This window comes from Cyclobacterium sp. 1_MG-2023 (genome assembly GCF_030546805.1).
Taxonomy (GTDB): Bacteria; Bacteroidota; Bacteroidia; order Cytophagales; family Cyclobacteriaceae; genus Cyclobacterium.
In genome coordinates this window covers 1-14,488 of record NZ_JAUOPC010000002.1, presented here as the reverse complement: position 1 = coordinate 14,488, position 14,488 = coordinate 1, and the positions used below count along the sequence as shown (strand labels likewise).

Sequence of the window (14,488 nt, the reverse complement as noted above, 5' to 3'; positions counted from 1 at the left end):
TTTTTATACTACTTCTCAAAAACCATACTTAAAACAAAAAGTCCTATTTCTAGGACTTTTTGACATTGTTTAATGATTGGATATGTCAGATTAACAACCTAACCGGATCCTCAAGTAAACTTTTCAAAGTTTTAAGGAAAGCTGAACCTACAGCTCCATCCACTACTCGGTGATCACAAGACAAAGTAACTTTCATTACATTGCCTATCTTGATTTCTCCATCTTTTACAATTGGTGTTTGTTTGATTCCTCCAATAGCCAAAATACAAGCATCCGGCGGATTTATGATAGCAGTAAATTCTTCAATGCCAAACATCCCCAAATTAGAAACTGTGAAGGTATTACCTTCCCAATCTTTTGGTTGTAATTCTTTATTTTTGGCCTTCCCTGCCAAAGATTTGGCTTCATTAGAAATTTGAGATAGTGATTTACTATCTGTAAATCGAATAACAGGAACCAATAACCCATCGTCTATGGCCACAGCCATGCCTATGTGAACATGATCGTTGTATCTGATTTTGTCATCCATCCATGCAGAATTAACTGCCGGATGTTGTTTAAGAGAGGCAGCAGCTGCTTTGATGACCATATCATTGAAAGATATTTTCACTGGAGCAACTTCATTCATACTTTTCCTAGCCTCGATCGCTTTGTCCATGTTGATCTCCATGGTCAAGTAAAAATGAGGCGCAGTAAATTTACTTTCGGCCAATCGCTTGGCAATCACCTTCCTCATTTGAGAGACTTTCACATCAGTAAATGACTCTTGGCCTATGGCAACGCCTGCCGCCACATCACTACTTGATGTACTGGCTGCAGCAACCTTTGAAGGATCAAAATTCTCTATGTCCTTTTTAATTATCCTGCCATTATCACCCGTTCCTTTTACAAGTGAAATATCAATACCTTTTTCGCTTGCCATTTTCTTGGCAAGAGGAGAGGCTTTTATTCTACCTTTATCCGTTGAATTGGTAGTAGAATCAGCTACAGCACTAGATGGCTTACTTTCCTCTGCTTTTGGAGCAGGTTTCTCTTCTTTTGCAGGTTCTTCTTTTACTTCTTCAGCACCTGTTGATTTTTGTTGGTGGGCTTTAAGCAAGGTTTCATAATCAGCATCTTTCTCACCAATAATGGCAATGACCCCATTCACTTCAACCGAATCACCTTCAGACACACCAATGTAAAGTAGCGTTCCATCATCATAAGATTCCAATTCCATGGTCGCTTTATCGGTTTCCACTTCTGCCAAGACATCACCTGACTTGACTTCGTCTCCCTCCTTTTTCAACCAACTGGCGATGGTACCTTCCTGCATGGTATCACTCATCTTAGGCATGGTAATTACCGTAGCAGCAATTCCAGACACATCTATTTCAGCAGTGGTTGTTTCCTTAGCTTTATCTTCAGACTTTTCCTCAGTTGTTTCTTCCTTACTTTCAGAAGCTACACTTTCTGAGCTTCCTCCTGAGTCCACATCTTTCAAGAGATCGTCTATATTCTCACCTTCTTCACCCAGAATGGCAATTACTCCATTGACAGGAACAGCATCCTTTTCCTTTACGCCAATGTGAAGCAAGGTACCCTCATCGTAAGATTCTAGTTCCATGGTCGCTTTATCAGTTTCCACTTCTGCCAGAATATCTCCGGGTTTTACTTTATCACCTACCTTTTTCAACCATTGAGCAATCACCCCTTCTTCCATGGTGTCGCTCATTTTGGGCATTCGTATTATTTCGGCCATAAGTTAAATTATTCGAATTCATATTTTCAGCAATCCAAAAATAGTTCTTAAAATATGTTTATTCAAATTTAATAATAGTATTTTCACGTAAGATAGAAAAGTGAATCGAGTAAAGTCATAGAATGCCAGTAGTTAAAACATCAAAATATCTCCGAAATCAGCTTCTTTTCAATGGCCATTTACAAACCATATACCCTGCCATCTTCAGAAAAAAAGAGGCTTTACCATTTGAAAGGGAGAGAATTAACACTCCTGATGGGGATTTCCTAGATCTTGACTGGTTAAAAAACGGCAAAAACAGTTTAGTTATTTTGAGTCATGGTTTGGAGGGAAATAGCCAGAGACCTTATATGACAGGGATGGCAAAAATGTTTTTTGAATCAGGCTACGATGTCCTCAATTGGAATTTTAGAGGCTGTAGTGAATCCATGAATGCTCAACCTGTATTTTATCATTCCGGAGCAACTCATGATTTAGACTTGGTAATTTCTCATGCTGCCAAGCACTATTCTACTATTCACCTTATAGGATTTAGCTTGGGGGCCAATCTTACGCTAAAATATCTAGGTGAGACCGCTTGGGAAAGTAAAAAGCACATAAAGAAGGCAGTTGCTATTTCCGTACCTTTGGATTTGGGTGGCTCTTGTGACAAAATTGACGAATTTGGAAATAAATTATATGCCTATAACTTCCTTTATTCATTAAAGCAGAAAATAAGAAAAAAAGCTTTACTATTTCCGGAAAAATTATCGGTTGAAAACCTCTCCGGCATTCATTCACTAAGGGATTTCGACAATGAATATACAGCCCCACTTCATGGGTTTAAGGATGCTTCAGATTATTACCAACAGTGCTCCTCCCTGCATTTTTTATCCCAAATTAAGCATCCAACCTTGGTATTGAATGCACAAAATGATCCATTTTTAAGTAAGGATTGTTTTCCAACCAATGCCGGAAGCTATGAAGCATCATTATACTTGGAATACCCAAAACATGGAGGTCATGTTGGGTTTAGCCCAAGAACAGTTAAGGAAAGATTCTGGTCGGAAACAAGGGCTTTGGAATTTATCCAAAATGAAAATATTAATTAGGATTTTGATATAAATAATATGTGTGGAAGATATTCGCTAGCAAAATCAAAAATGGAACTGGAAGAAAGATTTCAAGCAGAAATGCTGGAAGACTTCAAACCTCGGTACAATATTGCCCCTTCTCAACTTGTTCCGGTCATCACTTCCGACAGCCCCAAAGGCTTTTCTCATTTTTATTGGGGGATCACCCCGGCTTTTGCCAAAAACAAGCCTGTGGCCAATAGACTTATCAATGCAAGGTCAGAAACCATCACAGAAAAAATTTCTTTTAAGAATGCCTTTAAAAAGAGCAGGTGCCTGGTTCCGGCAGATGGCTTTTTTGAATGGAAAAAAGTGGGTAAAAAAACCAAGGTTCCTTACAGATTTGTCTTCCTTGATGAGTCTTTGTTTTCATTTGCAGGAATATGGGAAGAGTTTGAAACTGAAAAAGGAGAAATTGCTCACACATTTACCATATTAACAACCCGCCCCAACGGTCTTACCTCAGAAATACATGATAGAATGCCGGTAATCTTAAAAAAAGAGAATGAAGAAAAGTGGCTGAACCTAAACAGTAGCGAAGAAGAGCTTTTGGATATGCTATCCCCCTATCCGGATGAGAATATGACCAAATATACCGTATCACCTATGGTTAACCAAGTAGTAAACGACAGCCCTTTTGTGATTAGGAAAACACTTCCTATGGATCAGTTTGGCAACTATACCCTTTTTGGATAATGTATTCAATCCACATAATTGACCTGAAGTTTCAGCAAGTTGAAGAAACGATAGCCAGTTTTCTTATTCAAGGTAAAGGCAAGCCTGTATTAATTGAAACAGGCCCCCACAGTACTTGGAATCAGTTGAAGTTTAGCCTGCAGCACCTTGGTCTTCAACCCAAAGATTTAGCTGCTGTTCTGTTAACCCATATACATTTTGATCATGCCGGTGCTGCATGGGAATTTGCTAAAGCCGGAGTTAAGGTATACCTCCACCCAAAAGGTTTGGCACACTTATCCAAGCCTGAAAGACTTTGGAACTCTGCTGCTAAAATCTATGGACATGAGCAAATGGACACCTTATGGGGGCCAATGGAAAGCATTGACCAAAGTTTACTGGTACCTGTGGAAGACACAAAAAAGATTTTGATTGAAGAGCTAACATTCATTCCCATTCACAGCCCGGGCCATGCCAGTCATCATATTGCTTGGCAATTAGATGACTTGGTATTTACAGGTGATGTAGGCGGAGTCAAAATAAAAAATGGACCTGTAGTGCCTCCTTGCCCTCCTCCGGATATTGATATTGAAGCATGGAAGGCTTCCATAATCAAAATTTTAGATCGTCATCCAAAGGAATTGTACTTAACTCATTTTGGTAAAATCACCAATCCAAAAGAACACTTATCTCAATTGATAGAAATTCTTGAGGACTGGGCCCTTTATATAAAAAGACGGTTTGACAATAAGGATCAAGCTGAAGATATAACGCCGGAATTTATGAAATACACAGCCAAGCAATTGGAAAGTAAAGGGGCAGGCAAAGAAATTCAGAAGTTGTATGAGCTTGCCAACCCCAGCTGGATGTCTGTGGGAGGCTTACTGAGGTATTGGAAGCTAAAATCTGAAGGGAGGATATAATTTTTTCACATGCTGTTACGTGGATAAAATTCATTTATCCACCTGTCATTTAATTTAGAAATAAAACCCATTCACTATTCTCTGTTAAATGGGCAAGAAAAGTGGCTTTTGCAAGTACACAATTCTAGCGAATCCTTCAAAAAATTAAATTAACAATAAGTCTTCCATTCCTTAATAAAACTTTTTTAAAATTAGCTGCAATGATTTTGGTTTCACTAGTAAGTGATTTAAGCCTTCCCATTTTTTGTATTTGTCAGCAATGAATACAACACTCGCTTCAATGGTATTTTTCCTCAAAATCAAAAACCATAACCCCTAACAAAAAAAACAAACAACACTTTTAACTATTTAAAATAGCTTTAAGTGTATTTTTATTGTTTTAACTAATTTTAATATGTAATTTTAAAGGAAGCTTAATCATCAATCCTTTATTCCTTAGTTTCTTTCAAAATTTATTAAATACTATTTTAATTTTATTTATATAACCATTTATGGATAACGGTAAGTATAATTTCTTATCGTTTTCAAAATCTCATAATAAGCATGTATTTAAATGGAACGAATCCCCCAATCACCACCTAAAATTCAACCAATTCCCCCCTTTGACGAAAGACCACTTTGGTCGATAATGATCCCAGTCTATAATTGCTCTGAATTTATAATCGACTCCTTAAATAGTGTATTGGCTCAGGATTTAGGTGAAAACCTTATGCAGATAGAAGTAATTGATGATTGCAGCACTGATGCGGACGTTGAAAGCTTGGTTAAAAAAATAGGAGGTGACAGGGTGACTTATTACAGGCAACAAAAAAATGTTGGTAGCTTAAGGAATTTTGAGACATGCATCAATAGATCAAAAGGGAAATTGGTACACCTTCTGCATGGAGATGATCGAGTGAAGGAAGGGTTTTATGATAAAATTTCAGATTTATTTAAAGTTCATCCTGAAGCGGGCGCAGCCTTTTGTAGGTACCATTTTATTGACGGAAATGGCCAAATAAAGAAGGAAGGTAAATTTAACCATGATAGAGAAGGAATATTAAAGGATGCATTACACATAATGTCAGCCGAACAACCTACACAATATGTGGCAACTGTGGTTAAGCGGGAAGTATATGAAAAATTAGGAAGCTTTTATGGAGTAGTTTTCGGAGAAGATTGGGAAATGTGGGTAAGAATTGCAAAAAATTATCCCATAGCCTACTCCACTTCTATACTGGCGGAATACAGAAGACATATTGGTTCTATATCCTACCCGGAACAGGAAACCGGACAAAATGTAATCGACTTGGCTCAGACAATTTTAAATATTGAGAAACAACTTCCTGAAGACATGAAACACATTATGTGGGATCAAAAATTAGCATGTAAAAAATCCTTCATTAAAAGTGCAAACCTAATTTGGCAACAAATCAGCGATAGAAAAAAAGCTCATCAATTAATAAAGAAAGCCCTTTCAATTCAAACTAGTGACCGCAATTTTTATTATTTATTATTCAAGCTATACATTAAAATCATCTTCAAAATAAAGAAAAACGAGGTTAACTATTCAAATTATTTTTCAAAGAAAATTACTCCTCCCAAACTTTAACCTACCGCAAGGTCAAGACTATTTTGAAGCCTACTCATCAAGTAACTTTCGGAAACAACAGACGATAATGGAAAAATGGACTTTAATAATAAAACCTAAAACCTCTTGGTTTGATCTCCATCTTAAGGACATTTGGACTTATCGTGATTTATTACTCATGTTTGTAAAAAGAGATTTCATTGCAGTTTATAAACAGACTATTCTTGGCCCATTGTGGTTTCTTATTCAACCATTACTAACTACCATAATGTTTATTCTGGTTTTTGATAAGGTAGCGAAAATCCCAACGGATAGTGCTCCTCCTGCATTGTTTTACCTTTCCGGGCTGGTAATTTGGAACTATTTTTCCTCTTGTTTAAATAAAACATCTGTTACCTTCACTGCCAATGCAGGAATATTCGGAAAGGTATATTTCCCAAGGTTAATTATTCCTTTATCCAATGTTGTTTCAGCACTGATTGGATTTGCAATTCAACTAACACTACTTCTTTTGCTTATTGCTTATCACCATTGGGTTTTAGGCATTAATATTCAATTAAACACCTACCTGATTTTTATCCCATTTTTACTATTATTGGTAGCGGCATTGGGATTGGGTGTTGGAATAATCATATCTTCTTTGACTACGAAATATAGGGATATGGTACACCTTGTCTCTTTTGGGACACAACTGTTAATGTATGCAACTCCTGTCATTTATCCTTTGTCTTTTTTTGAAGGAAAATATAAGCTATTTATTCTAGCTAACCCTTTGACACCAATTATTGAGTTATTTAGATATTCACTTTTGGGAGTTGGTGAATTTAATCCTTGGCACTTACTATACAGTACTTTAATTACTTTTTTATCTCTATTTATTGGCGTGTTAATTTTCAATAGAATTGAGAAAAGTTTTATGGATGTTGTTTAATCTTAATTGTATGTCAGACACAGTTATAAGTATAGATGGTTTAGGTAAAAAGTACAGACTTGGGGTTATTGGCACAGGTAGACTAAGTCAGGATTTAACCCAATGGTGGGCAAAAATACGAGGGAAGGAAGACCCATTTAAAAGTATTGAACAAGACAACTTTAAACCTACCCAATATGGGGACTATTGGGCATTAAAAGATATAAGTTTCAATGTGAATCAGGGAGAAGTCTTGGGAATAATAGGCAAGAATGGAGCGGGTAAATCAACCCTTCTTAAAATCCTCTCTAGGGTAACTTCCCCTACTACTGGCATTATAAAGGCAAAGGGTAGGATAGCAAGTTTATTGGAGGTAGGCACAGGTTTCCACCCCGAGTTAACAGGTAGAGAAAATATATTTCTCAATGGTGCGATTTTGGGAATGACCAAGGCTGAGATTAGAGGGAAAATTGATGAAATCATTGACTTTTCGGGGGTTGAGAAACACATTGACACCCCTGTAAAGCGATATAGTAGTGGAATGTATGTTCGTTTAGCTTTTGCTGTAGCTGCTCATTTAGAACCAGAAATTCTTATAGTGGATGAAGTATTGGCTGTAGGAGATGCAGAATTTCAGAAAAAATGTTTGGGAAAGCTAGGGCAAGTAAGCAAGGAAGGAAGAACGATTCTTTTTGTTAGTCATAATATGGGTGCTGTACAAGCGCTATGTAGTAGAGCAATTTTATTACAGGCCGGAAATTTGACAATGGATGGCCCCACTAATGCAACAATCTCTACTTATAGTGAAATCGCTTTTAATAAATCAAAGGCCGTGTGGTTATCTGAGCCTGGAATGACAGGAGTAGGGAAATATGGTGTCAAAATTAATGCCGTAAGGGTTTTAGATCAGTCTCATCAAATAGGTAACATATTAAATGACAATGATCCGTTTTTTATTGAAATTGAATTTGAAACCAATCAAAATGGCAATCAACTTACAAGTAATATTCAGTTATTTTCCGAAAGTGGAATATTGATATTATCATCAGGAAACTGGCCCTCTACCACCACAAATATTGACAAATTTTCAAATGTGAATTTGAACGCAGGTACTTATCGTTCCAGAGTAAAAATCCCAAAGTACTTTTTAAATGAAGGAGGGTATTTCATCAATGCTTTAATAAATCGGGAAGCATCTACAAGTATTGCATTTATAGAAGAAGCTGTTTCTTTTACTATTGTGGATTCTGGTAATATGAGAAAAGAGTACACCGATTATATAGGGGGGCTGGTTCGTCCCAAGTTTGAATGGAACACTGAAATGCTTGGTACAAACTAAATCAAAAAGTATTTAATTGGCGAAAAATGATAGCTACGAAACCTCTAACGATGCAAAAAAAATCAGGAAATCATACAAACGAATTGTTTGTGACGGTAATCACCTGTTTTTTTAATGAAGAGAAATACCTTACGGAAGCTATTGAAAGTGTTTTAGGCCAAAAATACAGCAATTGGGAATTAATATTAGTTGACGATGGGTCGAAAGATGGGAGTACAACAATAGCTAAATCCTTTGCCAAAAAATACTCTAAAATCAAATACCATGACCATGATGGCCATATTAATAAAGGTTTAAGTGCAAGCAGAAATTTGGCTGTTGATTTAGCAAAGGGAGAAATTATTGCATTTTTAGATGGCGATGATGTTTGGCTACCGGATTTTTTGACCACAAGTGTTTACACTATGTTAATCAACTCCTCACCTTTGTATTGTGAAGCCACCTATTATTGGAACAATTGGTGTCATTCTAATTCCAAAAACATTATCATACCGGTAGGAGCAGATCAAGACTGTATTCATGAACCCCCTAATTTGATTTTCACATTATACCCATTGGGTACCGGTGCAGCACCTTGCATGTGTGGCATTTTAGTCGACAAAAAAATCTTACAAAAACATGGCGGGTTTGAAGAGAACTTCAAAGGGATGTATGAGGATCAAATTTTCTTGTCAAAGTTCTACCTTAACGAAAAGGTCTACATTTCTTCCAGCTGTAACAATTTCTATCGTCAACGACAGGAATCTATGGTAAACACCTCACACCAACAAGGAACCTACCATGGGCATAGGTATTCTTTTTTAAATTGGCTAGACGAATACCAAAAGTCAAACCCCGGATCACCTAAAAAACTGGGGAAAATCATTAGCCAAGCACAATTCTCATTAAAACACCCGGCTTTTCACAAGCAATTAACCTATTTGAAAAGGTATAGAAAAAGGATTGTCAAACTAACAAATAAAAGCGGTTTAGAGATATTTCATCAACTGTTTAAAAAAATCCAACCGTCTAGTAAACATCGAGCTTCTTAAGCTAATCTCTTTATGGAAAAACATGACAACTTCTCAAAGGTGAATTCACCGCTAGTTTCCATAATCATCCCATGCTTTAACCATGGGAAATACCTTTCGGAAGCAATTGATAGTTGTTTAAGGCAAACATATAAGAAGATAGAGATTATTATTGTGGATGATGGGTCTACAGATAACACAAAAAATGTAGCGAAAAATTATGCTAATATAATTTACCTTTATCAGGAAAATCAAGGTTTACCATCAGCCAGAAATGCCGGTATAAAACACAGTAAGGGTGATTTTTTGGTTTTTTTGGACGCAGATGATTTGCTGTTTGAAGATGCTGTCGCCTATAATATTGAATATTTGATAAAGGAGACCCAATTGGCATTTGTTTCAGGAGCACATCAAGTCAGCACAATAGATAATATTAAAATAAAAACAATCCGGGAAAATGTTGCCTCAGATCACTTCCAGACGCTATTAAAAAGAAATTACATAGGAATGCATGCCACCGTGATGTTCAGAAGAAAGGTTTTTGATGAAATATCGTATGACTCAACTTTGAAAGCTTGTGAAGATTATGACCTTTATTTAAGAATAGCACAAAAATACCCTATTGCTCACCACAGAAAGGTATTATCAGTTTATAGGATGCATCAAGAAAACATGTCTAATAATATTTCATTGATGCTTTCAACTGTATTGAAAGTTTTGGACCGCCAAAAGGATAATTTATCAACAAAAAAAGATCTTTTGGCCTTACAAGAAGGTAAACAAAACTTTACAAAATATTACCAGAAATTATTATATGATCAATTTAAAAACAGTCCCAATCCTTCTAAGTATATATTATTTTTATTTGACAGCAATTTCATTAGTATTCTCTATAAAAAGATAAAGGCAAACCTTATGGGTAGATTTAAAAAATATAAATTTTTGAAAAACATTATACCGCTCAAAGGTAAACGCATACTATTCAATTTGGGCATTTATAAAGGATTTATCCCGCCAATAAAAAATGTAAAATCAGGGGATTTTAAGCGTTTACGTCCATTTAGTAAAAACTTTGGTTATGATAGAGGTGGCCCAATAGACCGATATTATATCGAGAATTTTTTAGCGGAATCTTCTGATAGTATCTATGGAAGGGCCCTCGAAATCGGAGACAATGACTATACCCTTCGCTTTGGAAAAGAAATGGTTAAAACCAGCGACATTCTCCACATAAATGATACAAACCCTAAGGCTACCATCGTAGGAGATCTTAGTGAAGCCCCTCATATCGAAGACAATAGCTTTGATTGTATCTTATTAACACAAACCCTTCATTTGGTTTACGATTATCAATCAGTAATTAAAACCTGTCATAGAATATTAAAACCAGGAGGAACGCTGTTATTAACTGTTCCGGGAATTACACCAATCGATTATGGCGAGTGGGGTTACACTTGGTATTGGTCTTTTACAGGTCAGGCAATGAAAAAAATAATGGCCGAGTATTTCCCCCAAAGTCATTTAGATATAAAGACCTATGGAAATGTGTATGCAGCAACTGCTTTTCTTTATGGCATGGGGCTTCCTGAAATCAATAAGGAAATGCTGGATTATCAAGACCCTAGCATGCAGGTAATAGTAACTGTCAAGGCAATAAAAGAAGAAAATGAAAATTAAAAATTGGGTAAAAAAACAATGGAAACAAATAAACTCAACCCCTCCAGTGTTGGTGTTAATGTACCATAGAGTTATTAACTCATCGTTAGACCCATGGAATTTAGTAGTTAGTCCTCAGAATTTTGAGCAACATCTGGAAATTTTAAAAGCAAGTAAATTAGTTCTTCCTCTTTCTAACATCAAAGGGATCAATCAAAAAAAGCCCAATTCTACCATCTTCATCACCTTTGATGATGGGTATATGGATAATTTCCTATACGCCAAACCTATCCTAGAAGCCTATGATTTACCAGCGACATTTTTTATCTCCACCAAGCATTTAGGCACTAAAAAATCTTTCTGGTGGGATGAGCTTACTTATATCATACTAGAAAGCCCCATATTACCTGATAAATTGGTTTTAAATTATAGGGATTCAATCTTTTCTTTTGACCTTAAAAATGAAATAATCCTAACCGAAAAATTCAGGCATTTATATGAAAATTGGAATGCAACCTTACCCCCACCCGGTTTAAGGGCTCAACTATACTTAGATCTCTGGAGATTATTGAGTACTTTGGATTACCAAGAACAACAATTAATTATGAAAAAGCTTAGAGAATGGGCTGGAATTAATAGTAAACAATTGGAGTTCAATAACATTTCCATGGAAAAACCACATCTTCAATCTTTATCATCCAACCCATTATTTCAGATAGGTGGACATACCAACAGTCATCCGCTATTACCTCAGTTAAATGAGGTAGAACAAGAGAAAGAAATTTGTGAAAACAAACAATTTCTTGAATCGGCCATAAACTCCCCTATAGACTCTTTTGCCTACCCTTCGGGTAAATTTGACCAAAACACCTTAGAAATATTAAAATCACAAGGATTTGAGACAGCTTTTACAACTAAACCGCGACTAATTAAGTATAAAGCAGATCCCTTATTATTTGGTAGATTTCAGGTTAATAATTGGAGCGGTAAAGAATTCCAGCAGCAATTAGAAAATTGGATGTCATGACCTTATATATTTTATTATAAGTATAACTTAATGCTTATAATTTTTATAATAAAAGAAAACGCCTGCTAAAACACCCGTAATCTCATTACGAAGAAACTTAAAATTCCGCCCCTTACCTTTCCAAATTTTTACAATTTTATTTAAATAATATTTTGGTAATGTAACATACACATACTTCCTATAACCAGCATTATTATTTTGCGTTTGTTGGACCAAGGCAGCAACAACATGCCCTTTCATATATTGAAAAATCTGGGACTTTAGTTCTGAGAGCTGATACCGATGTTTATGAAAAACAACTGCCAAAGGACAGTATTCCATATAATTATGATTGTTTAAAATTCTAAACCAAACTTCAGAATCTTCACTACATCCAGAAGCCCCGGCTCCTAACTTTTCATCAAAATAACCAATTGTGTTGAAAACCTCTTTCCTAAAAGCCATATTGGCTCCAGCTCCCAATTGCCAAACAGGAGGGCCTTTAGAAAGATTTTTTCTCCAGTAGATAGCACCATATTCTGTATTTATATAACCTCTATTAAAGCTCCAAGATTTCTCAAAAAGCACTTGTGCCGGTGAATTAAGTTCTTTGGGCAACACAAGCCCTGTGATGGCATATAATTTTTTATTATTTTCAAATGCTTCCCATATCCTAAAGGCCCAATCTTTATGAACTTCTACATCATCATCAGTGAATGAAATTATCGTTTGAGAACTCTCAACTACACCCTTATTCCTGGCATTGGACAAACCTGGCTTTGTTTCTTCATAGTACTTGACATTGCCATAGTCATTTACCAACTCCTTAGTTTGATCATCATTAGGCGCATTGTCTATGACTATCAATTCAGCCGGTAAACTTGCCATTCTCATAATAGAATCTAAACATCTTTTTAAATCCTTAGCTCTATTTCGAGTGCAAATTATTATTGATATGGGTACGACTTTTGGAAATTCAACATGAGTAATCGAAAAAAAAACCTTTTCCAGAAATACCCTTAAATCATTTCCCCTCCCCTCTAGGATCATTTTTTTCCAATCATCTTTAAGTAGCGTATTTTGGTTTTTTAAATAAAATTCAAGGGTTGCTTCAATAGACCAGACAACCTTTTGATAAAAGTCATTTGCGGAAAAACTGGTATTTGGTGCCAATTCAAAATGACCAAGTGGTATCTCCTTCCACCAAACTGTTAGATATACTCCTTGATTACAAGTATCAGTTAAGTTGGGAATTGCTAAATTTTCAAGAAATAGGTGGCTAACTATATAAGCATTATCCTCTTTCATCACAATGGGCTATTAAGCGAAGGTTTGCTCAATATTTTATTTCATTATAAAACCATCCATACTTTAACTATTTATCCGAAAGAGCATTCAACTTATCATAAAGTTTAGACAATTCACTATTTAATTCTTTGGTATCAATGGTGAGGTATTTCTCACATTGCTTGAAATTATAGTCAACAATTTCTTGGTCATAAATAAATGAATCAGGATTTTGCTCTGCCCTATAGAATTTAAATGGTTCATAGCAAGGTGACTCTGCTTCAATAATAGGTATCGCCCCGCAAAGCATCGCCTCAAAAAATCGGTAAGTCCAAGGGCATCCTACATCTCCTGACGGACAAAGTATAAATTCAGCTTGGGACTGAATTCGAAAATACTCATCGTCCCATGCTTTCCCTGGGAATTCTCTCCCTCTCAAAGATTCCGTTACTATAAGTTTATCAAAATTTCTAAAAATTACACTTAACTTTTTAAAAATAGGGTAATCAATAAACACCTTTCCGGATATCCCCATATATCCCTTTACTTTTGAGCTTAGAAATGTTTGCAGCCATATTTTTCGAGCTTTATTGATTTTCCCAATAAATGCGTATTTGTATTTTCTTTTTTTCGGCCATAATTTTTTACAATAGTCAAGCATTGCATGAGGAAGGATCAATGGTCGCGAAAGTGCTCCAATTTTGGTTTCCGGAGTAATTGTTTTATGAGCAACAAGAATATCTGAAATGACAGTTACATTTTTACTATCTGGCTCAATCAATTCGTATTTTACTGGGAAAAATTCTTTAAGTCTTTTAAACCGATTATCTTGCCAAGGCTCCACACACAATGTGAAATCAGATTCCATCACAGCCTGAGCCATTCTTATTTCTTGCAAATACTCATACGTCAAGGGAAAAGTAATTTTTTTCATACCTAAAAGCTTTATTGAAATCTTAAAATTGAAAATTATACTTAGGTTTCTAGTATTATTTACCAAGTAATCTTTTATACCAAAACTATAACACAGTAATTTCAGCAGACAAAACTTTGTAACAATCTCCAAATACCCCCTCTACGCCATAAATATATGATCATCGGAGTGTGGTGCTCACAAATTAATTATCAAAGTTTTGCAAAGCCACCATCTTTTTAAAATTGGAAGACTCATTCGTAAGTGACTCAAAATTACCATGGTTTAAGATCTGTCCATCCTTGAGCAAATAAATGATGTCTGAATTTTTTATGGTTGAAAGTCT

12 protein-coding genes are annotated in these 14,488 nt (G+C 35.7%); 9 read left to right on the top strand and 3 right to left on the bottom strand.

The genetic code is table 11. The features are described 5' to 3' along the window. Nucleotides 1-85: 85 nt before the first annotated feature. A complete protein-coding gene (locus Q4534_RS02410) occupies nucleotides 86-1,741 on the bottom strand; it encodes a pyruvate dehydrogenase complex dihydrolipoamide acetyltransferase (RefSeq protein ID WP_303611577.1) in 1,656 nt (551 codons plus the stop codon). A 122-nt stretch (nucleotides 1,742-1,863) separates the two neighbouring features. Here Q4534_RS02410 and Q4534_RS02405 point away from each other — a divergent pair, with 122 nt between their 5' ends. The 9 genes from Q4534_RS02405 to Q4534_RS02365 all read left to right on the top strand — a co-directional run bounded on the left by Q4534_RS02405 (nucleotide 1,864) and on the right by Q4534_RS02365 (nucleotide 11,963). Further along, nucleotides 1,864-2,832: a YheT family hydrolase gene (locus tag Q4534_RS02405; RefSeq protein WP_303611576.1), complete on the top strand. Its 969-nt coding sequence runs from the start codon at nucleotides 1,864-1,866 to the stop codon at nucleotides 2,830-2,832. Between the two features lie 18 nt (nucleotides 2,833-2,850). Further along, nucleotides 2,851-3,549, top strand: coding sequence for an SOS response-associated peptidase (locus Q4534_RS02400; protein WP_303611575.1), 699 nt, complete (start codon nucleotides 2,851-2,853; stop codon nucleotides 3,547-3,549). Continuing rightward, nucleotides 3,549-4,451, top strand: coding sequence for an MBL fold metallo-hydrolase (locus tag Q4534_RS02395; RefSeq protein WP_303611574.1), 903 nt, complete (start codon nucleotides 3,549-3,551; stop codon nucleotides 4,449-4,451). Before Q4534_RS02400 ends, Q4534_RS02395 begins: the two co-directional genes overlap by 1 nt. A 553-nt stretch (nucleotides 4,452-5,004) precedes the next feature. Continuing rightward, nucleotides 5,005-6,042, top strand: a complete 1,038-nt coding sequence (locus Q4534_RS02390; protein WP_303611573.1) for a glycosyltransferase — start codon at nucleotides 5,005-5,007, stop codon at nucleotides 6,040-6,042. 67 nt (nucleotides 6,043-6,109) lie between these two features. Then, nucleotides 6,110-6,952 (top strand): ABC transporter permease, encoded by an 843-nt coding sequence (locus tag Q4534_RS02385; protein WP_303611572.1) that lies wholly within the window; start codon nucleotides 6,110-6,112, stop codon nucleotides 6,950-6,952. Nucleotides 6,953-6,962: 10 nt separating this feature from the next. Beyond that, the gene (locus tag Q4534_RS02380; RefSeq protein ID WP_303611571.1) at nucleotides 6,963-8,270 is read left to right on the top strand and encodes an ABC transporter ATP-binding protein; all 1,308 of its coding nucleotides are present in this window, start codon (nucleotides 6,963-6,965) and stop codon (nucleotides 8,268-8,270) included. 50 nt (nucleotides 8,271-8,320) lie between these two features. Then, nucleotides 8,321-9,301 (top strand): glycosyltransferase family A protein, encoded by a 981-nt coding sequence (locus Q4534_RS02375; protein ID WP_303611570.1) that lies wholly within the window; start codon nucleotides 8,321-8,323, stop codon nucleotides 9,299-9,301. Between the two features lie 12 nt (nucleotides 9,302-9,313). Then, the gene (locus Q4534_RS02370) at nucleotides 9,314-10,957 is read left to right on the top strand and encodes a glycosyltransferase (RefSeq protein ID WP_303611569.1); all 1,644 of its coding nucleotides are present in this window, start codon (nucleotides 9,314-9,316) and stop codon (nucleotides 10,955-10,957) included. Beyond that, a complete protein-coding gene (locus tag Q4534_RS02365) occupies nucleotides 10,947-11,963 on the top strand; it encodes a polysaccharide deacetylase family protein (protein WP_303611568.1) in 1,017 nt (338 codons plus the stop codon). The genes Q4534_RS02370 and Q4534_RS02365 overlap by 11 nt, the downstream gene beginning before the upstream one ends. 27 nt (nucleotides 11,964-11,990) lie before the next feature. Here Q4534_RS02365 and Q4534_RS02360 read toward each other — a convergent pair whose 3' ends face one another. Both Q4534_RS02360 and Q4534_RS02355 read right to left on the bottom strand, forming a co-directional pair. Beyond that, complete coding sequence (locus Q4534_RS02360; RefSeq protein WP_303611567.1) at nucleotides 11,991-13,250, bottom strand: glycosyltransferase family 2 protein; 1,260 nt, start codon at nucleotides 13,248-13,250, stop codon at nucleotides 11,991-11,993. A gap of 67 nt (nucleotides 13,251-13,317) precedes the next feature. Further along, nucleotides 13,318-14,163, bottom strand: a complete 846-nt coding sequence (locus Q4534_RS02355) for a hypothetical protein (RefSeq protein WP_303611566.1) — start codon at nucleotides 14,161-14,163, stop codon at nucleotides 13,318-13,320. Nucleotides 14,164-14,488 lie beyond the last annotated feature (325 nt).